At 66.0% G+C, this 18,783-nt stretch carries 18 protein-coding genes and 1 pseudogene; 11 read left to right on the plus strand and 8 right to left on the minus strand.

The window, feature by feature from the left end; genetic code table 11:
- The first annotated feature begins 107 nt into the window (after nucleotides 1-107).
- From B3D50_RS10915 to B3D50_RS10940, 6 genes are all read left to right on the plus strand, one after another.
- Nucleotides 108-3,107, plus strand: coding sequence for a TonB-dependent receptor plug domain-containing protein (locus B3D50_RS10915; RefSeq protein ID WP_286951211.1), 3,000 nt, complete (start codon nucleotides 108-110; stop codon nucleotides 3,105-3,107).
- Between the two features lie 120 nt (nucleotides 3,108-3,227).
- Nucleotides 3,228-4,364: a 3-oxoacyl-[acyl-carrier-protein] synthase III C-terminal domain-containing protein gene (locus B3D50_RS10920; RefSeq protein WP_286951213.1), complete on the plus strand. Its 1,137-nt coding sequence runs from the start codon at nucleotides 3,228-3,230 to the stop codon at nucleotides 4,362-4,364.
- Nucleotides 4,304-5,044 (plus strand): iron-containing redox enzyme family protein, encoded by a 741-nt coding sequence (locus B3D50_RS10925; RefSeq protein WP_269298755.1) that lies wholly within the window; start codon nucleotides 4,304-4,306, stop codon nucleotides 5,042-5,044. The genes B3D50_RS10920 and B3D50_RS10925 overlap by 61 nt, the downstream gene beginning before the upstream one ends.
- Complete coding sequence (locus B3D50_RS10930) at nucleotides 5,041-5,970, plus strand: DUF6999 family protein (protein WP_286951214.1); 930 nt, start codon at nucleotides 5,041-5,043, stop codon at nucleotides 5,968-5,970. Before B3D50_RS10925 ends, B3D50_RS10930 begins: the two co-directional genes overlap by 4 nt.
- 212 nt (nucleotides 5,971-6,182) lie before the next feature.
- Nucleotides 6,183-7,448 carry a dicarboxylate/amino acid:cation symporter gene (locus B3D50_RS10935; protein ID WP_286951336.1) on the plus strand — a complete coding sequence of 422 codons (1,266 nt, stop codon included), beginning with the start codon at nucleotides 6,183-6,185 and terminating at the stop codon, nucleotides 7,446-7,448.
- A 64-nt stretch (nucleotides 7,449-7,512) separates the two neighbouring features.
- Nucleotides 7,513-9,120, plus strand: a complete 1,608-nt coding sequence (locus B3D50_RS10940; RefSeq protein ID WP_286951215.1) for a hypothetical protein — start codon at nucleotides 7,513-7,515, stop codon at nucleotides 9,118-9,120.
- Here the strand turns inward: B3D50_RS10940 and B3D50_RS10945 are convergent.
- From B3D50_RS10945 to B3D50_RS10975, 7 genes are all read right to left on the minus strand, one after another.
- Complete coding sequence (locus B3D50_RS10945) at nucleotides 9,083-9,730, minus strand: hypothetical protein (RefSeq protein WP_286951216.1); 648 nt, start codon at nucleotides 9,728-9,730, stop codon at nucleotides 9,083-9,085. The two genes, B3D50_RS10940 and B3D50_RS10945, sit on opposite strands and share 38 nt — an antisense overlap.
- Complete coding sequence (locus tag B3D50_RS10950) at nucleotides 9,727-9,936, minus strand: hypothetical protein (RefSeq protein ID WP_286951217.1); 210 nt, start codon at nucleotides 9,934-9,936, stop codon at nucleotides 9,727-9,729. The genes B3D50_RS10945 and B3D50_RS10950 overlap by 4 nt, the downstream gene beginning before the upstream one ends.
- Before the next feature lie 225 nt (nucleotides 9,937-10,161).
- On the minus strand, nucleotides 10,162-12,792 hold the full coding sequence (locus B3D50_RS10955) for a M14 family metallopeptidase (protein ID WP_286951218.1): 2,631 nt from the start codon (nucleotides 12,790-12,792) through the stop codon (nucleotides 10,162-10,164).
- 191 nt (nucleotides 12,793-12,983) lie between these two features.
- Nucleotides 12,984-13,424: an arsenic resistance N-acetyltransferase ArsN2 gene (gene arsN2, locus B3D50_RS10960; protein WP_286951219.1), complete on the minus strand. Its 441-nt coding sequence runs from the start codon at nucleotides 13,422-13,424 to the stop codon at nucleotides 12,984-12,986.
- Complete coding sequence (arsB, locus tag B3D50_RS10965; protein WP_286951220.1) at nucleotides 13,424-14,509, minus strand: ACR3 family arsenite efflux transporter; 1,086 nt, start codon at nucleotides 14,507-14,509, stop codon at nucleotides 13,424-13,426. The genes arsN2 and arsB overlap by 1 nt, the downstream gene beginning before the upstream one ends.
- Complete coding sequence (gene arsC / locus B3D50_RS10970) at nucleotides 14,509-14,931, minus strand: arsenate reductase (glutaredoxin) (protein WP_088410893.1); 423 nt, start codon at nucleotides 14,929-14,931, stop codon at nucleotides 14,509-14,511. Before arsC ends, arsB begins: the two co-directional genes overlap by 1 nt.
- 7 nt (nucleotides 14,932-14,938) lie before the next feature.
- The gene (locus B3D50_RS10975; protein ID WP_286951222.1) at nucleotides 14,939-15,280 is read right to left on the minus strand and encodes an ArsR/SmtB family transcription factor; all 342 of its coding nucleotides are present in this window, start codon (nucleotides 15,278-15,280) and stop codon (nucleotides 14,939-14,941) included.
- 500 nt (nucleotides 15,281-15,780) lie between these two features.
- Here B3D50_RS10975 and B3D50_RS10980 point away from each other — a divergent pair, with 500 nt between their 5' ends.
- From B3D50_RS10980 to B3D50_RS10990, 3 genes and pseudogenes are all read left to right on the plus strand, one after another.
- Nucleotides 15,781-16,044: a hypothetical protein gene (locus tag B3D50_RS10980; RefSeq protein ID WP_286951223.1), complete on the plus strand. Its 264-nt coding sequence runs from the start codon at nucleotides 15,781-15,783 to the stop codon at nucleotides 16,042-16,044.
- Between the two features lie 68 nt (nucleotides 16,045-16,112).
- Complete coding sequence (locus B3D50_RS10985; RefSeq protein WP_286951224.1) at nucleotides 16,113-16,721, plus strand: integrase catalytic domain-containing protein; 609 nt, start codon at nucleotides 16,113-16,115, stop codon at nucleotides 16,719-16,721.
- A gap of 589 nt (nucleotides 16,722-17,310) precedes the next feature.
- Nucleotides 17,311-17,430 (plus strand): annotated as a pseudogene (locus B3D50_RS10990) (LuxR C-terminal-related transcriptional regulator); the annotation flags it as partial.
- Between the two features lie 336 nt (nucleotides 17,431-17,766).
- Here the strand turns inward: B3D50_RS10990 and B3D50_RS10995 are convergent.
- Nucleotides 17,767-18,021 (minus strand): hypothetical protein, encoded by a 255-nt coding sequence (locus B3D50_RS10995; RefSeq protein ID WP_286951341.1) that lies wholly within the window; start codon nucleotides 18,019-18,021, stop codon nucleotides 17,767-17,769.
- Between B3D50_RS10995 and B3D50_RS11000 the strand changes: the two genes are divergently transcribed.
- Both B3D50_RS11000 and B3D50_RS11005 read left to right on the plus strand, forming a co-directional pair.
- A complete protein-coding gene (locus B3D50_RS11000) occupies nucleotides 17,981-18,325 on the plus strand; it encodes a hypothetical protein (RefSeq protein WP_286951226.1) in 345 nt (114 codons plus the stop codon). The genes B3D50_RS10995 and B3D50_RS11000 overlap by 41 nt on opposite strands.
- Nucleotides 18,326-18,351: 26 nt before the next feature.
- Complete coding sequence (locus B3D50_RS11005; RefSeq protein WP_003166223.1) at nucleotides 18,352-18,759, plus strand: hypothetical protein; 408 nt, start codon at nucleotides 18,352-18,354, stop codon at nucleotides 18,757-18,759.
- Nucleotides 18,760-18,783 lie beyond the last annotated feature (24 nt).

Genomic DNA, 18,783 nt, shown 5'->3' on the forward strand with positions numbered 1-18,783 from the left:
CCATAGCCATTGCAGCAGCCAAGAAGCGTGATGACGAACATTGGTTTTCAGCGTTGTTCACAGAACGACGTGATGTTCAGTAACGATTAACAGGTACACAGAGGCTTATGCGCACTCGTAAAGACTACCTGCTGGGCACGACGATGGCGGCTGGGGCCGCCGCACTGTCGATGGCCATGCTTATTCCGGGGACGGCGCTTGCTCAAAGCGCTTCGAATACTGACCAGGAAGCGACCCAGGTCGACGAAATCGTCGTCGTCGGCTCGCGTATCCGTCGCGACAACTATAACGCGCCTTCGCCCACGCAGGTCGTGACGCGCGAAGAAGCGACGCTGCAAGGCTTCGCCTCGACGACGGAAGCTCTGCAGAGCACGGCCGTCACGGGCGGTTCCGCCCAGATCAATAACTCTTACGGCGGCTACGTCACCAACGGCGGCCCCGGCGCCAACACCATCGGCCTGCGCGGCATGGGCCCGAGCCGCACCCTGGTGCTGCTGAACGGCCGTCGCGTCTCGCCGGCCGGTTCGCGCGGCTCGGTCGGCTCGGCCGACCTGAACGTGCTGCCGACCGCCATGATCGACCGCGTCGAAGTCCTGCGGGACGGCGCCTCGTCGGTGTACGGCTCGGACGCCGTGGCCGGCGTGGTCAACATCCAGACCCGCAAGAATTTCGAAGGTCTGGTCTTTGAAGCCCAGCGCAACGAGCCGCTGGAAGCCAACGGTAACGGCGGCTCGACCCGTCTGTCGCTGACGGCCGGCGCCCGTGGCGACCGCTGGCGCGCCGCCGGCTCGATCGAGCGCTATGAGCGCGACGAGTTGACCCTGCGCGACCGTGAATTCACGCGCTGCCAGACCGACGGCCGTCGCCTCGGTCGCGACTTCATCGACCCGCTGACCGGCGAGTCCAAGTGCTATCCGATCACGAGCACCGGCTCGAACGGTTCGTCGATCAACACGATCGGCGTCGGCGTCGACGGCGGGCTGGACGATGACGGCAACCGTGTTTTCAACGGCGTGGCGGGCACCCCTGCCGCAGGCGCGCCCAACGTCCTGTTCAACCGCTTCCGTCCGAACTCGGGCGTGACCGGCGACATGGCCGGCTATGAAGGCGTCGGCGGCACGGGCGTAAACGTCAACGTGCGCGACACGTTCGATGACCGCATGCTGAACCGCTCGCTGATCTCGCCGGTCGAGATCACCACCATCTACGGTGAAGGCGGCTACCAGCTGAACGCCCTGGGCAACGCCGAAGTCTATGGCGAATTCCTGCTGAACCAGCGCAAGTCGTCGCAGACGGGTTACCGTCAGCTGGCGCTTGACTACGCCAAGGGCAGCCCGCTGATCCCCTCGGACCTGTCCTTCAGCACCTTCTCGGGTGATCAGGGCCTGAACAAGGGCGCCGACATCGGCGTTCGCGCCTTCATCGGCTTCGGCAACGACACCTCGACGCAAGAGCAGCGTTTCAACCGCAACGTCGTCGGCCTCAAGGGTGACTTCTTTATCCCGGAATGGCGCTACGACCTGGCGGCCAGCTACTCCAAGTCGCGTTCGGAATACACCAGCCACCAGTTCCTGACGAACCACCTGATTGAAAGCCTGGATGTCGTTCCGAATGGCGCTGGCGGCTTCCAGTGCCGTGAACTGGCGTCGAACCCCGGTTGCGTCGCCGCGCCGAAGCTGAGCTCGCAAGTCATCGGCGGCGTTCTGCCTAAGGCCTGGACAGACTATGTCTTCCGTCCGGTCAAGGGCGTGACGGAGTATGAAGAGAAGATCGTCAGCCTCGGCATCGACGGTCCGCTGTTCGACCTGCCGGCCGGCAAGGTCATGGGCTTCTTCGGCGCCGAGTGGCGTGATGCGGAGATCGACGACACGCCGGGTCTCGATTCGCAGCTGGGCAACACCTACAACTACTCGACCTCGGCCATTACCCGCGGTTCGGACTCGGTGTGGGAAGTCTTCGGCGAAATCGAAGCGCCGTTGCTGCGTGATCAGCCGTTCGCCAAGGAACTGACTCTGAACGCGTCGTTCCGCTACACGGACTATGACTCCTACGGCGACGACACGACCTACAAGGTGGGTCTGGTCTATCAGCCGATCGACATGCTGACGTTCCGCGCTACCTACGGCACCTCGTATCGCGCTCCGGCGCTGTTCGAGCAGTTCGTGGGCGCGACCTCGGGCTTCCAGGCCGCTGGTTTCGACCCCTGCAGCGAAGTTGATCCGAAATCGGCTACGCCGACCCTGATCGCCAACTGCGCGGCTGACGGCGTGTCGGCTGACTTCCAGCAGAAGTCGAGCGTCGCAGTCATCACCAAGGGCGGCGCCGAAGCCGGTCTTGAGGCCGAAACCTCGACCAACCTGACGGTCGGTCTGGTTCTGCGTCCGACCCTGCCGGAAGGCTGGGGGGACTTCGCTTTCGCTGTCGACTACTACGAGATCGAAGTGAAGAACGGCGTGGCCCAATACGGCGCCGCCAACATTCTGGAGCGTTGCTACAACTCGACCCCGGCTGAGTTCGCGGCTGACGTGGGCTTCTGCTCGCTCGTGTCGCGCGACGCCGGAGACAAGCGCCTGACGGTCGAGAACGGCTACGTCAACCTGGCGACCGACATCGTCAAGGGCTTGGACTACACTGCGCGTTATCGCAAAGACGTCGGTCCGGGATCGGTTCTGTTCAATCTTGCTGTCACTCAATACACGGAGATCTCGAGCAAGCTGTTCGCCGAAGATCCGCTGCGTGAGTATAAGGGTATGTTGAACAACCCCGAGTTCACCGGCACGGCTGATCTGTCCTATGCCTGGGACAAGTGGCGCGTGCGCTATGGCGTCGAGTGGGTTCAGGGCATGGACGACTACGGCTACCGTCGTATCAAGGATCCGGCGGCAAGCCAGTACGATCTGGAAGTCGATGACTACTACCTGCACAACGCCTCGGTTCAGTACACGGGTGAAGGCTGGACGGTCACGGCCGGCGTTCGCAACCTGCTGAACGAAGACCCGCCGACGATCTCGTCGGGCTATAACAACCGGGTCGGCAACGCCCCGCTGTACTCGGGCTACGACTACCTGGGCCGGACGGCCTTCGTGAACCTCACGAAGTCCTTCTAAGGCCTGACCTGATTTCAGGTTGAGGAGAGGGCGGCGGACTTCGGTTCGCCGCCCTTTCTGCTTTTGAAACGGCAGTTTCCGGGTTGTGCGAAGTGGGGCGGGTCGCCAAGGTCCGCAACCATGAGTGAGCTTCGCGACGTCTTCATCACCGGGACCGGCGCCGTCCTGCCTGGCGAGCGGATCGGCAATGACCGGATGGAGGACTTCATCGGCCGCATCGGCGGGCGGGCGTCCGCCGTCGGGCGGCGCGCCCTGCGCTGGAACGGGATCGAGGGGCGGCACTACGCCCTGAATGCTGAGGGCGAGCCGCTGCATTCCAACGCCTCCATGTGCGCCGGGGCGGTGCGGGCGGCGCTGGATGAGGCGGGGTTGAGCCTGGGCGACCTTGAGCATCTGGGCGCGGCGGCGACGCAGGGCGACTATCTGGTGCCCGGTCACGCCAGCGCGGTTCAGGCCGAACTGGGCGCCGGGCCGCTGGAGGCGTTCAGCTATCAGTCGGTCTGCGCCAGCGCCCTGATGGCGGCCAAGGGGGCGTGGCTGAGCGTGCGCGCGGGAGAGGCGGACGCAGCCGCCGCCTGCGCCGGCGAGTTCTCTTCGCGCTGGTTCCGGCCGGCCTTTTATGAGGGCACGGCGCTGGTGGACGAGAAGGGCCGCGCGCGGATCGAGGCGGACTTCCTGCGCTTCACCTTGTCGGACGGGGCGGGCGCCGTGGTGATGGAGCCGAGGCCGAAACCCGACGGCCTGAGCCTGAAGGTCGAATGGATCGACATGACCTCCCTGGCCGGGCGCTTTGATCCCTGCATGTGGGCCGGATCGACGCCGGAAGCGCGCGCCGACATGACCAGCGCCTGGAGCCACGCCGGGCCGGCGGCCGCCCATGCGGCGGGGGCGGTGGCCCTGTTGCAGGACTTCGACCTGCTGAAGATCGTCATTCGCGCCTGGATCGGCGTCTGGCTGGAGAAGGTGGACGCTGGGCGGATCGCGCCCGATCAGGTCGACCATCTGCTGTGTCATTACTCGGCGCGGTCGCTGCGTCAGGAGATTGTCGGCCTGCTGGAAAGCACCGCCGCCATGATCCCCGAAGAGAAGTGGTTCACGACGCTGCCGGACAGCGGCAATGTCGGCTCGGCCTCGATCTGGGTCATGCTGGACGCCTTCCAGAAGTCGGGGCGCGGAAAGCGCGGAGACAAGGTGCTGTGCATCGTGCCCGAGAGCGGGCGGGCGATGATCGGCTTCATGATGCTGGAGATTGTGTGATGGCGGAACGCGAAGCCGAGGCGGCGGTGGCCGATACCTTACGGAAGCTGGCGGTCGTCTTCGCTGACTTCGAACAGCGGCTGGAGGCGACGCCCCTGATCCGCAAGCTGACGCGGGGGCGGTTCGAACTGGCCGACTACCACGCCTTCCTGATCAACCTGCGCCAGCAGGTGAAGGACGGGGCGCTGTGGATGAGCCGGGCGGCGTCCAACATCGGCGAGGATCATCTGGAGCTGCGCTCGACCCTGATGCGTCATGCGGTGACGGAGCATCGGGACTTTCGCCTGCTGGAGGCCGACTTCACAGCCTCGGGCGGCGCTTTGGAGGACATTCAGTCGGCGCCGAAGAATGTGGGGTCCGAGGCCCTGTCGGCGTGGATGTTCCATGAGGCGTCGAAGCCTGATCCCTTCGGCCTGCTGGGCGCCATGTTCATCATCGAGGGGCTAGGCTCGATAAAGGCGCGGCCGTGGGGCCTGAAGGTGCAGGAGCGGCTGGCCCTGCCCGACGAGGCGGTGCGCTTCCTGCTGTATCACGGCGACAACGACGCCGAGCACATGAAGGAGTTTGAGGAGATGCTGGGCATGGTGCTGCCCGATCCCTTCATCGCCGAACGCATCGTGACGACGGCCCGCGTCACCGCCCGCCTCTACGCCCTGCAGATCGAGGAGATCGCGGCGTGAGATATTACAAGCCGGGGGAGGATCCGTTCGACCCCGCGCGGTTCGATCCCAAGGATCCCGATCCGTGGATGGCGCTGTATCTGGATCACAGCCTGCCGATCGACGACGGGGCCAAGCGCGACCTGCTGCTGGGCGCGCGGTCGCGCTCGCGGCGCTGGCTGTTCCCGGTGGCGCGGCCGCTGGTGTTCCTGTTCTTCTGTCTGGTGAAGGTAGCGCGGGTCATTTCGCCGAAATATCCGAACCTGAACGGCCTGCTGCACAAGACCATCCACTGGGGCCTGCGGACCTTTGTGACGCCCGAGGGCAACCGGGTGATCCTGCGCCACTTCCACGTCGGGTCGGAGCTGACGGCCTTCGTGCGCGAGAATGCAGGCGTCGGCGACAAGGTGACGAAGTGGCCGCTGACGCCGACGCGGCTGAAGGACATCGAGCCGGACCTGTTCCTTCAGCACGACCTGAACATCTTCAACTTCGTCATCGAGATGAACGCCGCCCTGCGCGCCGAGGGGCGCGAGCTGACGCCGCCCGAGCGCATCGACTTCTCCATGATCTCGGACGAATTCCCGCCGTTCGAGGAGTTTCCGCGCAAGTGGCACAACTTCGTCGACGTGCAGACGGCAGTGGAGTTCTACACCCCCATCTACGCCCTGATGCTGCCGAGGGACGACTTCGTGCGGGCGTCCAGTTCGCTGCAGCTGGACGAGGTGATGGCCATCTATATCGCCCGCATTCTGGGCACGAGCTACCACATGGCCTTTGTCAAGAACGGCCACCCGCTGGTGGCGCTGTCGACGCTGCAGGCGGGCTATCGGCTGATGATGCACGGGCTGGATTCAGAGGCCATGCACGGCTGGCTGCGGGTGATGAAGGCGCGTCAGGCGGCGGGCCTGCCGCTGGACCCGGCCAACTCGGGCGCGCCGAAGTAGGACGCTGCGGTCCGACACCGTCACCCTCGGGCTTGTCCCGAGGGCCCAGCGTTCCCCCTTGGCTGGGCGCGGGATGTTGGAGGCGCAGGTATGAAAACGACGCGCCCTTCAGCTTGCAGCCGCCATAGGCCCTCGGGACAAGCCCGAGGGTGACGGGGGAAGAGGGTTGATTTCCGCTGGCGCGCGGCGCGGCGGCTGCTAGCGTGGCGGTCATGAAATCGGCGCGCTCCTTTCTGACCTCCCTCAGCACGCTTGTGCTGTTGTCGCTTGTGCTGGGCCTGCTGGCCGGGGCGGCGGCGCAGAAGTGGGGCCTGCCGGGCGGCCATGTCACGGCGGACTTCATTCAGGCGCTGGGCCAGCTGTGGCTGAATGCGCTGCGGATGACGATCATCCCCCTGGTGTTCAGCCTGCTGGTGACGGGCATCGCCTCCATCGCCGATGCGGCGCGGACCGGGCGGCTGGCGCTGAGGGCGGTGTCGTGGTTCGGGGGGCTGATCGTCTTTGCGACGGTCTACGCCGTGGCGGCGGCCTATGGCCTGCACGCCGTCTGGCCGATCGATCCGGAGGGCGCGCGCCTGCTGCTGGCCATCAAGCCCGAGGGCGCCGAGGGTCTGGGCGCGGGCGCGCCGTTCAGCGAGTTCGTCAAGACCATCGCCCCGTCCAACCCGATCCGCGCGGCGGCCGAGGACGCCATCCTGGGCATGGTGGTGTTCGCGGTCTTCTTCGGCTTTGCGGCCTCGGGCCTGCCCGAACGGCTGCGGGTTCCGCTGATCACCTTCTTCGAGGCGGTGGGCGAGACGATGATCGTCATCGTCCGCTGGGTGCTGAAGGCGGCGCCGCTGGGCGTCTTCGCCCTGTCGATCGGAGTGGGGCTGACGGCGGGGGCCAGCGCGGCGGGGGTGCTGCTGCACTATGTGGCGCTGATCTCGCTCGCCTGCATCGGCATCGGCCTGATCTTCTATCCGCTGGCGGTGATCTTCGGGCGGGTGTCGCTGGGCCGTTTCGCGCGGGCGGCGGCGCCGGCGCAGGTGGTGGCCTTCTCGACCCAGTCGTCCCTGGCCAGCCTGCCGGTCATGGTCGAGCGGTCGGTGGACATGCTGGGCGTCAAGCGGGCGACGGCGGGTCTGGTCCTGCCGCTGGCGGTGGCGGTGTTCCGCATCACCAGCCCGGTCGCCAACCTAGGCGTCGCCATCTACTGCGCCCATCTGTTCGGGCTGGAGCCTTCGGCGGGACAACTGCTGGCCGCCATGCTGACGGCGGTGCTGATCTCGATCGGCACGGTGGGGCTGCCGGGGCAAGCCAGCTTCTTCGCCTCTATCGCCCCGATCTGCATCGCCATGGGCGTGCCGCTGGAACTGCTGCCCCTGCTGCTGGCGGTCGAGGTCGTGCCCGACATCTTCCGCACCCTGGGCAACGTCACCGCCGACCTGGCCGTGGTCCGCATCGTCCAGGACGGAGAGGTCCAAGCCGCAGAGTGAACATCGGTTGACGACGCGCCCGCGACGCGGCCAAGCTCTCCACAGGGGCGTTAGGAGAGCAACCATGAGCAAGACGATTCTGCGCGCGGCCGCCGCAATGGCGACGGTCGCAGCCATGACATGCGCCGCCGCGGCGCCCGCCCAGGCCCAGCAGGCGGCGACGGTCGAGGCGCGCTCGGCGCCCGGCGGGGTGGCCGTGACCTGGCGCCTGGCCGAGCCGACGACGCGCGTGGCGTTTCTCAATCAGAACATCGTCCGCACCGAATGGACTGTGACGACGCCGGGTCTGACCTTGACGGACGGGGCGGTAGAGGGGGAAGCGCCGTTCCAGACCTTCAAGATCCTGATCAGGCCCGATACGACCGAGCGAGACCGCGGCTATCTGGCCCTGGCGCAGATCGGATCGGGCAGCATCCTGTACGGACCCGCCGTGGCGTTGCGGGGCATGGACGCCGAACTGACAGCGCGCCCCGCAGCGGGCGAGACAGCCTTGCCGACGACGAAGGCGGAGAGGGGCTCTGTCTATCTCGGCCCTCAAAGCCAGGTCGAGACCTATCCAGGCGCCAGGCTGGCGATCGGCGAGACCGTATCGCCGACCTTGGCTGGGATCATGCGCGACGGCTTCTTTGCGGCCCAAGCCTTCTTTGGCGCGCGGCTGGGACGGGATCTGCCGTATGAGCCGGTGCTGCTGGTGACGACCGACAGTCCGGGGCCGGTGGATTTCCGTGGCGACGTGAGCGACAGCGGCGTCATCTCGACCCGGTTTCACGGTGCGGCCTGGGACGAACCCCCGGCGCACGTGGCGGCCGGCCTGGCGACCTTCGTCTGGCATGAGACCTTCCATCTGTGGAACGGACATCGGCTGGAGAACCGGGACGGCGAGGCCGCGCCCTGGCTGCATGAGGGCGCGGCTGAATACGGCGCCTGGGCGGCGGCGGTCTCCACAGGCGCGGTGACGGAGACGGCGGCGCATGAGGCTCTGTCTCAACGGTTGAACGGGTGCCGCAAGGCCTTGGGCGACCGGGACTACGACCCGGCGCGGCTGCGGTCAGGTTCGGCGGTCTATGATTGCGGGACGGTGGTGCAGTGGTTGGCTGATCTGGAGACGCGCCAAGCGTCGTCAGGCGCGCGGGACGTCTTCGACCTGTGGAAGGAGGTCTTGGATCGGGGCATGGCTGGCGACGGTTACGGCGTCGCCGAGTTCCGCGCCCGGCCTGAGGGCGAACGCGCGGTCGCCCTGCTGATGGACGGTCCAGGGGCGACGCGCTGGGACGGCGTCGCCGCGCGGCTGGCGGCGCTGGGCGTCACCCTGGAGGAAAAGCTTTCGCCGGACGAGTATCGCGCGGCGGCCCTGTTCCACCTGAACGGCGAGAATTGCACCGGGGGGAGCACAGGCTTCTATCGGACGGAGAAGGGCGTGCGGCTGGACACGGGCGACAAGTGCGGCGTCCTGTCGGGCGATCCCTTGTTGGCGAAGGTCGAGGGTCATGATCCGATGACGGACGCGACGGCCATGTTCTTCGCCGTCCAGGCGCGCTGTGCGGCCGCTTCGCCGGTGCGCTTCACCACGCAGGAGGGGGCGGTGATCGAGGCGAAGTGCGGCCGTCCTCTGGTCGCGCCTCGGGCCTGGAGCGTTACGGCCGCACCGCCGCTGGCGACGCGGGCGCAGTGATCGCCGGGAAATCGTAGCGGATCGCGCTGCGCTGGACGGAGGGCCAGGGCAGGAAGGCGTGGTGTCGTCGTTCCGTTCGGGTCTTGATGATCAGGCCGCCGTCGGGGCCGACGGACAGGACGCCGAGGGCGCGGGTCTCGGTCATGGTCTCATACTGGGTGCTGACGGTGCTGAGACCGATCCACAGGCGTCCGCCCGCGCAACCGGCGACGCGGGAGCCATGGGCCGACCAGTCAGGGTCGAGGGAGGCGGGCGCTCTGTCAGCGGCCAACCGAACCTTGCCGTTAGCGTCGGACAGGAGCCAGGCGTCGTCGCCTGCGGCGCGGGCGATGGTCACGGTCGCGGCACGTTCGGCGTTCACGGCCAGCAGCCGCGTAAGGCCCAGTTCGCGACCGAGCACGGACTGAAGCGTCGCCGTCTTCGTCTCGTCGCCCTGGGCCTGGCCGGTCGAGTCGTAGGCGCCGTCGAGCGCCGGACAGTCGCCGGGCGGGGCGGTCACGACCGGCGGCCCGTCGGCGCGCCACTGCACGGGCAGGCCGCCCACGCTGGAGGCGCAGCCGCTGAGCAGGACGGCGCCCGCCAACAGGGCGGGCCAGGCGGCGCGGCTCACTCCTCCATCGCCTCGAACATGGCCTCGGCTTCGTCGAAGGTGTCGTAGTCGAGGCGTTCGGGCGGGCGCAGGATGACGAAGCTGCTGAGGACGGGCGCATCCGGCTCGCTGCGGCGATCCCACTGCCAGAAGCTGCGGTCGATCCGGCTTTGCAGCAGGGTCCAGTCGCCGTCGTCGGCGGGCGGCTGCGGCGTGTGGGTGGTCATGCGTCGTCAGCTCCCCTGCTGGCGGATGCAGCAAAGCCTGTGGGGACGCGGATTGTCAAAGCATGTCGGCTGTTCCTTCTCCCCTTGTGGGAGAAGGTGGACGGCGAAGCCGGACGGATGAGGGGTCTGTTTGACGTTTGACGAGAGGCCGAGGCTGAGGTCTCGCAACCCCTCATCCGACCTCACTCCGTTCGGCCACCTTCTCCCACAAGGGGAGAAGGGATGTCAGTTCCCCTTCGTCCCTGACGTATGCGCCGGGCCGCGGAAGACGGCGTTGAGGAACAGGGGCTTCAGACCTTCCAGGAAGGCGCGCATGGTCACGTCCTGGGTGAAGGCGACGACCTGGCCGCGTCCGATTTCAGAGGCCATGGCGACGGGCTTGTAGGCGAGCTGGCGACGGTTCTCGGCCCACAGCTGGCCGGATGCCAGCACCTGGTCCGGTCCGGCCAGTCGCACGACGTTGGTCCCCTGGTCGCGGGCCAGCGGCGCATAGATGTCCGAGCCGCGCACCATGACGCTGAGGGTCGGGGCGACGCCCGCGCCCAGCCAGTGCTCGTTGTCGACCACGGCGCTGGCCAGGACGCCGGCGACCGGATCGGGCGCCCCGCCGTGGTGGCCGGTCAGGGCCAGGTATTCGGCGTCGGTGGCGATCTCGCTGCCGCCGTCCTTCTTGTCCTTGTCGCCGTCGCCGGAGGCGGCGCTTTCGCGGCGGCTCTCCAGCAGTTTGGAGTCGGGGTCGGTCAGCAGGCGGCTGGCCGAGCCGACGCCGATCAGGACGCCGCCGGCCTGGACCCAGGCGCGCAGATTGGCGACGCCGCTCTCGCCGAGGATCTGCTCATAGTTTCCGCCCGACGGCAGGATCAGCACCTGGTAGCGGGACAGGTCGGCGTTCGCCAAGCGGCGGGTGCGGACGGCCGTGACGGGCCAGCCGTATTCGCGCTCGAGCACATGACGGATGGAGCCGGCGGATTCCGGCTCGGTCGGGTCGTCCCAGGCCATGGCGACGCGCGGGGCGGTGATGACGGTGGCCTTGTCCGAGCCGACGCTGGGGCCGCTGGAGACCCATGAGGTGGCCAGCGGCGTCACCTGGGCGCCGCTGCCGGCGGCCAGACGGCGGACGCGCTCGTCGAGGTCGGCGGGCGCCCCGGCGCGCGGGATGATGAAGGTTCCGCCCGGATAGGCGCGGCCGTCCAGGGTGAAGGGCTCCTCGACCGAGCGGACCGGCAGCTTGTCGGTCAGGGCGGCGGTCAGGAAGCGCATCCCCGCCGTGCCCGGATGGATGGCGTAGCCGTAGGCCGCGTCGCCGGAGGCCACGGCGGCGGGGCGGATCAGTTCGGGGCCGACTGCGGCCGTCTGCACCGACGGAGCGCCCGTGCAGCGCTGGCTGGGCACATTGAACAGCAGAGGCAGGGACCAGCCGGTCAGGTCGTAGATCTCATCGCCCAGGCCGCGCGCGCGGCGGGCCTCCTGTTCGGCCAGGAATTTCGGGTCCAGCGGCACGTCCTTGGCCAGCAGGGTCTCGGCCATGCGGCGCTGGGGCTGGGACAGGTTCACCACGTAGTCGCCCGCCTGATAGCTCTGGCCGCAGGCGGAGAAGGCGGCGGTGGCGCGTCCGACCTCCAGCCCCGAACGGACCAGCAGGCCAGCCAGCTTGTCGGCCGCGGCCGGGTCGGCGGCGGCGGAGCGCGACAGGATATAGGCGCCGCGTCCGCCCGCAATGCCGTCGCGGTGGAAGGCGTAGAAGTCGCTGAGCAGCTTTTCGCGGTCGCGGGCGGCGGTCTCGATGGTCGACAGGGTGGCGGTCAGATGGCCTTGAACGGTGTCGGCGTAGGTCAGCATCTCGCCCGACGACCGGCGCGCCAGCAGACCGCGCGACGAGCCCTGCTCATAGGTCATGGAGACGGCGCCGAAATAGGCGGGCCAGCCGTCGCCGTAGCCGGGATAGAAGGCGTCGAATGTCTCGCGGGTGAAATAGTCCAGCCCGGCTTGGTCGAAGCGCCCGGCGGTGTTGCGGCCGAAGCGCTCGCGCGCGTCCAGGATCGGCGGATAGATCCAGGGGTTCAGCGGCTGGGCTTCGGGCGGGAAGAAGAAGCTGGAGTCGGTGCCCATCTCGTGGGAATCGACCACCACCTGCGGACGCCATTCGCGGATCAGGGCCGAGTGCCCTTGCGTCTCCGGCTGGGACTGGATGAACCAGTCGCGGTTCAGGTCGAACAGATTGTGGTTGAAGCGGCCGGACGGCCAGGGTTCGGCCCGCTCGGCCGACAGGGGGTCGCCGTTGGGCTGGGCGCCGAGGCCCGCCTCGAAGCTGTTGATGAAGCGCTCGCGTCCGTCGGGGTTCTGGGTCGGGACGAAGACGACCACGACGTTCTCGAGCCAGCCCTGCGCCTCGGCGTCGAGGCCGTCGGTCAGGCGGCGCGCGGCGGTCAGGGCGGCGTCGGCGGGGCTGATCTCATTGCCGTGGACGGAATAGGCCATCCAGACGATGGCCGGGGTGTCGTTGATGAGGGCGCGGGCCTGCTCGGGGCTGGTCTTGCGCGGGTCGGCCAGGGCGTTGGTCGCGGCCTTGATGGCGTCCAGCCGGGCGATGTTGCGCGGCGAGCCGACGGCGGCCCAGAACAGGGGGCGGCCCTCCCACGACTGGGCGTAGTCGCCGATGACCATGCGGTCGGGATTGGCGGTCCGCAGCGCCTCGAAATAGCGGCGCACGTCGGCCGAGCGGGTGATGCGCTCGCCGCTGTCGTGGCCGACGACGGCCAGAAGTTCGGGCGGATTCTGTTGCGCCAGGGCGGGCGCGGCGCCCAGGGCCAGGCTGAGCGCCAGCAGAGAACAGGCGGCGCGGCGACGAGACGACATGGAATACTCCCCCTACGGAACGACGACCTTAACCGTGGAGCCGAGGCGAAGGGAAGCGGCGTTGCGCCGTCATTTCTTTGGGTTTTCGCGCCATATTTCGACAGGGATTAGGAGACCGAACGCGCTACTGTTCGAAGAGCAGAGACCCAGCGCGGGCAGGTGATCGGGATCGGGCAGGGCGCGAAGACGGGTCATTGGGTACGCAACTCCTTGAACATGAATCCTGCCGAAGCCGGACACAGGGCGCTAAACTGCCTGGAGGCGGCGATGGCGGTCGGCGCGGCTGATCGGGGCAGGGCGGTGTAACCGTGCCGCTCGAAGAAGGCGGCCGCCGCGGTCGTGAGCAGGCAGAGGCCGGACGCATTCTGCTCGGCAGACTTAGTTTCCAGCCAGGACAGGATTACTGAGCCGTGGCCTTCGCCGCGACGGTCGTCGATGACAACAATGGAGCGGATCAGGGCATCGGAGCCGACCTGCTCAAGCCCGCCGTAGCCGATCAGTCCGGCATCGTCCTCGAAACGAAAGAAACGACGGCCGGGCTCATGGAGGTCATCCGTTGGCAGGCCGTCGGCCTCCAGCGCGGCGATCAGATCGGGGGAGGGGTAGGGCAACTCTACGGCGTTGAAGGCCATTAGCAGGCGTCCTTCTTCGGGGCGGTCGCGGGGAAGTAGCGGCGGCCCTGCCACAAGGCGACCGAGACCAGCAGGATCAGCACCGGCACCTCGACCAGCGGCCCGATGACGGCGGCGAAAGCGACGGGCGAAGCCAGCCCGAAGGTCGCGATGGCGACGGCGATCGCCAGTTCGAAATTGTTGGAGGCGGCGGTAAAGGCCAGGGCCGTGGTGCGCGGATAGTCCGCCTCGATCAGACGTCCCATCAGGAAGCTGACCACGAACATGATGAAGAAGTAGATCGTCAGCGGGACGGCGATGCGCAGGGCGTCCAGTGGTAGAGCGACCACCTCACCGCCCTTCAGGCTGAACATGGCGACGATGGTGAACAGCAGGGCGATCAGGGTGATCGGCGCGATACGCGGCAGGAAGCGCGTCTCGTACCAGTCGTTCCCCTTCCTCGCGACCAGCGCGCGCCGGGTCAGGAATCCGCCCATGAAAGGCAGGCCCAGATAGACCAGGACGGCGCCGGCGATGGTCCAGATGCTGACATCGACCACGCTGCTCTCCAGCCCGAACAGGGGCGGCAGCACGGTCAGGAACAGCCAAGCGTAGAGGCTGAAGAAGGCGATCTGGAAGATCGAGTTGAAGGCGACCAGGCCCGCCACATACTGGTTGTCACCGCGCGCCAACTGGTTCCAGACCAGCACCATGGCGATGCAGCGCGCCAAGCCGATCAGGATGACGCCTGTCATGTATTCCGGCTGATCGCGCAGGAAGATGACCGCCAGGACGAACATCAGCACCGGTCCCAGCACCCAGTTCTGGAACAGGGACAGCAACAGCACGCGCTTGTCGGCGAAGACGCGCGGCAGTTCCTCGTACTTCACCCGCGCGAGCGGCGGATACATCATCAGGATCAGGCCGATGGCGATGGGGATGTTAGTCGTGCCGACCGACAGGCCGTCGATCCAGGCGGAAAGCCCGGGCGCGACTGTGCCCAGAAGCACGCCCAGCGCCATGGCGGCGAAAATCCACAGTGTCAGCCAACGGTCGAGGAAGGAGAGACGACGCTTCGGCTGCTCAGCAACCACGGCCTCAACCATCAGCGAACCCTCCGGCCCTCGGCGTCGATGACGACTTCGCCGCCCTCCTTGGTGAAGGGTCTCAGGCTCTCGGGTGGCAGGAGGTCCAGGACCGCCTCGGACGGCCGACACAGCTTCACTCCCAGCGGGGACACGACGATGGGACGGTTCAGCAGGACAGGGTGCACCTCGATGGCGTCGAGCAGTTGATCGTCCGTCAGGGCAGGATCGCTGAGGCCCAGTTCGGCGAAGGGCGTGCCTTTCTCACGCAGAAGGCTGCGCAACGGCACGCCCATGCGCTTGATCAGCCCCAGGATCATGGCGCGGCTGGGCGGCGTCTTCAGATACTCGATGACGTGCGGCTCAATCCCGACGTGGCGGATCAGGGCCAGGGTGTTGCGCGACGTCCCGCAGGCGGGGTTGTGATAGATGACGACGTCCATGATGACCTCAGGCGCGACAGGGCAAGAGCGAGAGTTTGGCCAGCAGCGGCTCGCACAGTTCGGCGCGGCCCTGGCAACACTCCTCCAGCAGGAACAGGACTAGCGCCTGGAGGCGGTCTAGGTCAGCCCGGTAGATGATCGACCGGCTGCGCCGCTCCGAGCTGATCAGACCGGCGCGCGACAGAACGCCAAGGTGGGCCGACATGGTGTTGGCTGTCACGGCCAGGGCATCGGCGATCTCGCCGGCGGGCAGGCCGTCGGGTTCATGCCGGACCAGCAGGCGGAACGTCTCAAGCCGCGTAGGTTGCGCCAGGGCGGCGAGGGCAAGAATGGCGACTTCTGATTCCATAATTCTACGATAATAGAATTATTGGTTGTGGCAAAAGGGGTGCCTGCCAATGACGCTGGGTGGGCGGTGGTTACGAGGCGGTTCGGTTGGGGTGAGATTTCACTCGCCACGAGCGATGCAATTAAGCAACAGCGGCTTCGGATAAAAATCTATACGCGGCGTGTTAAGTGTCAATATTTCTGACGCTCAGTAAAATCATCAATGATTTCAATATTAAAATCTATAGTCACGAAGTATAGAATAGTGTGACTGCGCTTGGCAAGTGAAAAAGTTGTTTCACTCAAAAAATCCTGTGCCTATTCGATAATCCTTCGAAAACAGAAGGGCGAAATGAATGGACAGATTTGTTGTTTCCAGTGTTCACGGACTTCCGGAAGGGGAGTTCGCCTACTTCTCGGAAAGAGAAGGAGGGTTGCCTGTCCGCGCAATCAGCCAGGCCGAGTTCGACGACCTCGATGTTGCTGGAGAGGTCCGTTGGTGGAATGCCTTTGAACGACCCTATGACGATGGCCCCCGCCGATCAGTGCCAGAATGGCGATGCCTGTCTGGGCTGCAATAACTGCAGTGAATTGGCGCGTCGCCGTTCGATGCAGGGGTTGTTGAAGGCGTTTGACGACGATCCGGTGTCGAAGACGGATGTGGCCCTTCAGCAGTTCCTGGATCAGCGCGAACAGGATTGGCCGGCTATTGCTGGGCGCTATCCTCGCGCGGCGGTGTTCCGTCGGATGCTAAGGGAATGGGGAGAGTCGGGGATCGCCGCCTGAGCTACATTGGCCGCTCTCGTGCGCTTTCAGGTCGCAGGAAGTCGCGTCTTCATCCAGCAGCTGAAAGCATGCTGTGGGAAAAGGCAGACGCCTATTTTTCGGATCGTCGGGTCAGCTCTGATGACGTCCATGCAGCGTTGGATGTGGCGCTTCGAGCCAAGAACCAGGAAAGAGCGACAAGCGGCTTGGCACCGATCAGCATTCCCAGTCGCGTCACTGTCTGGCGGCGTCTAAGGGAGCATATGGACTACGATAGAACTCGCGCCCGTCATGGTGCGCGGGTGGCTCAGCGGGCCTTTGTGCCGTTGAAGCGCCATGTGACTGCGCAGCGAATTCTTGATGTTGCCGTCATGGACCACACAATGATCGATTGTTTTGTGGTGGACGACGAGCATCACATTCCGGTGGGGCGCCCGTATCTCACCGTCGCGATTGATGTGCGGTCACGCTATCCGCTCGGATATTATATCGGCTTCACGCCCCCGAGCATTGAGTCCGCGATGGCGTGTCTTCGTCAGGTCGTGCGCCCGAAGGCCGACCTGAACAATCGTCACCTCGATGTCCGACCTTGGCGGGCCTTCGGCTTGCCGCGCACCTTTCTTGTCGACAACGGTTGGGAGTTCATCGGAGCCGTTTGCACCCTTTGTCGCTGCTGCAGGCCTCATCGCGCCTGTTGACGACGTAGACGCCGTCGCGCTTGCCAACGGCTTGGCGCGCTACAAAGCCTGCAGCATCGAGCTATTGGCCCGACGCTTGGGCGAAGCATCGAATTCTAGCCCGTCTGACCTGACCCGACCGGTCAGCTTGTTGGAAAGCACGATGGGGATTCTGAGCCCCGATCGATGGATTCAGCAGGGGTATAAGCCCGCCGGGAAAGCTCATCATTGTATCGTCTGGTTCAAGGCTGAGGTAGAGCGCGTCTTGGCCGAGTCGCGCGCCTGAAAAATCTGGCCGATTGAGTCGGTAGATACGAAATCAGAGTCGGCCCGAGAATTTATCCCCGTAAAACATCAGCAAATACAGGCCGCAATTTTCGGCCTGAGTCAGCCCGAACGAAACCTCACAGCATGATGCTGAATCCCTCAGGCGCGTGTATAGTCACTGCGGTTGGACTCGATCTGAGAGCATTCGCATCGCCAATGCGGCGGGCAGATGCGTCCGTTCCATTAGCCGGACCTCGACAATGTGTGCGACGGTCATGCTGGCTTGTGTCGCTCAGGGCGGCGGGCGACATTCATCGTCGAACGATCGTCGCAGGTGGAAGGCGTGACTGAATCCGTAGCCTTGCTGACCGAGAGAGAGCGCCAATGCCTCCGGCTTGTCCATGCTCACTTCAACTCGAAGCAGATCGCGCGGGAGCTGGGCATTCGCCCCGGCACGGTGGACCGTCATTGCGAGAACGCGACCAGAAAGCTGCAGGTTGAGAACCGCATCGCCGCCGCGCTGGCCCTGGCGGCTCGTGAAGGCGTTGGGGGCGGTTCCCAATCGGGCTCGTTCCCAATACCCGCCGAGGGGCTGATCGCATCGACTGGGGGCGCCGAAAGGACGCCCTATGTTTTCGAGCAACGATCCCATCCCCACCCTGCGTTGGGGCGAGGCCGAAGCCCTCTTCATGAAGATGGCGACGACCTCCGCCAAGCGCCGGATGCTGCCTCTCCTCATGGAGGGGGCGCGCAAGCAGGCGCCGTTCCTGACGCCGAGCGGCGTGATGAGGGAGCTGGCCTATATCGCAGCGGCCATGTTGGACGTGAACTTCGCGCCGACCCAGTCGGACTCGGGCGTCTGGGAAGCATCCTCATCGTCTTCGGCGTCGCCGCCGCAGCCGCCTGGATCCTGACAGCCGCAGCCGGCGCCGAACAGTTCGCCTTCGTACTGCAGAAGCTGCGGTACGGCTCCTGAAGGTTCGCCGGCTTCAATACCGGAAGACACTGAACTGATGAAGAGAACCGAGCAGGCGACCTTGATCGCCTCGCGCATACAGCGCGCGCTCAAACGGGCCGAGGACGGGCAGGATCAATCGATCGAACGTCTCGGGGGCCTCGCCCAAGCCCTGACCCGCGGTCGAACGGATGCGGGTCTGTCCGCCACCGTCGGCCAGCCGGCGTTTGACGCCCTGGCCAGGGCGATGGCGGCCCAGGTCGCAATGGTCGAGCTGCACGAGGCCCTCGCCAATGTGAAGGAGACGACGCACTTCCGCGGCGTGCAACTGGTCGGCCTGGACAAGGAGGACCAGCAGATCCCGCGCAACGTCCGTCTCTCGCTTATCGAACGGGTGGGCTGAATCGTCTGTGGGTGGCATGGTGCGTCATGTCGCCCATTTTCCTGTTCACGATCATCCTGCTGGCCGTTGCGACGGGGCTCGCCCTCGTTCGCGGCGGCCCCTGGGAGCGCGCTGTTGCGATCGCCATCATCGTGGCGGGGGTGATCTCGGCCGTCGCCCCGTTCGATCATCGGTCGCCGCCCTGGTTCGCGATTGGAGCGGACGCGGGGGTGTTCCTGCTCCTTCTGTACGGCGTCGTCAGCAGCGGCCGTCGGTGGTTGATCGCAGCGGCGGGCTTTCAATTCCTGGTGCTGGCCACCCATTACGCCTTCGCCTCCAATCTGCAGTTGGAGCAGTGGGGCTATATTTCGGCCTACTATGTCTGGAACATCGGCGTGATCGGCTCTCTCATGATCGGGAGCCTCACGAGAAGGCGCAGCCGGTCGCGAGTTTAAGCCCGCGCGCCGCCGGGCGCTTGT

It is taken from the genome of Brevundimonas sp. UBA7507, assembly GCF_002478355.1.
Lineage (GTDB): Bacteria > Pseudomonadota > Alphaproteobacteria > Caulobacterales > Caulobacteraceae > Brevundimonas > Brevundimonas diminuta_D.

Bases quoted from the DNA above. Each gene is read 5' to 3' on its own strand.
- B3D50_RS10915 (WP_286951211.1), top strand. From the start codon at position 108: ATGCGCACTCGTAAAGACTACCTGCTGGGCACGACGATGGCGGCTGGG.
- B3D50_RS10920 (WP_286951213.1), top strand. From the start codon at position 3,228: ATGAGTGAGCTTCGCGACGTCTTCATCACCGGGACCGGCGCCGTCCTG.
- B3D50_RS10935 (WP_286951336.1), top strand. From the start codon at position 6,183: ATGAAATCGGCGCGCTCCTTTCTGACCTCCCTCAGCACGCTTGTGCTG.
- B3D50_RS10940 (WP_286951215.1), top strand. From the start codon at position 7,513: ATGAGCAAGACGATTCTGCGCGCGGCCGCCGCAATGGCGACGGTCGCA.
- B3D50_RS10950 (WP_286951217.1), bottom strand. From the start codon at position 9,936: ATGACCACCCACACGCCGCAGCCGCCCGCCGACGACGGCGACTGGACC.
- B3D50_RS10955 (WP_286951218.1), bottom strand. From the start codon at position 12,792: ATGTCGTCTCGTCGCCGCGCCGCCTGTTCTCTGCTGGCGCTCAGCCTG.
- arsN2 (WP_286951219.1), bottom strand. From the start codon at position 13,424: ATGGCCTTCAACGCCGTAGAGTTGCCCTACCCCTCCCCCGATCTGATC.
- arsB (WP_286951220.1), bottom strand. From the start codon at position 14,509: ATGGTTGAGGCCGTGGTTGCTGAGCAGCCGAAGCGTCGTCTCTCCTTC.
- arsC (WP_088410893.1), bottom strand. From the start codon at position 14,931: ATGGACGTCGTCATCTATCACAACCCCGCCTGCGGGACGTCGCGCAAC.
- B3D50_RS10975 (WP_286951222.1), bottom strand. From the start codon at position 15,280: ATGGAATCAGAAGTCGCCATTCTTGCCCTCGCCGCCCTGGCGCAACCT.
- B3D50_RS10980 (WP_286951223.1), top strand. From the start codon at position 15,781: ATGACGATGGCCCCCGCCGATCAGTGCCAGAATGGCGATGCCTGTCTG.
- B3D50_RS10985 (WP_286951224.1), top strand. From the start codon at position 16,113: ATGCTGTGGGAAAAGGCAGACGCCTATTTTTCGGATCGTCGGGTCAGC.
- B3D50_RS11000 (WP_286951226.1), top strand. From the start codon at position 17,981: ATGAAGAGAACCGAGCAGGCGACCTTGATCGCCTCGCGCATACAGCGC.
- B3D50_RS10995 (WP_286951341.1), bottom strand. From the start codon at position 18,021: ATGCGCGAGGCGATCAAGGTCGCCTGCTCGGTTCTCTTCATCAGTTCA.
- B3D50_RS11005 (WP_003166223.1), top strand. From the start codon at position 18,352: ATGTCGCCCATTTTCCTGTTCACGATCATCCTGCTGGCCGTTGCGACG.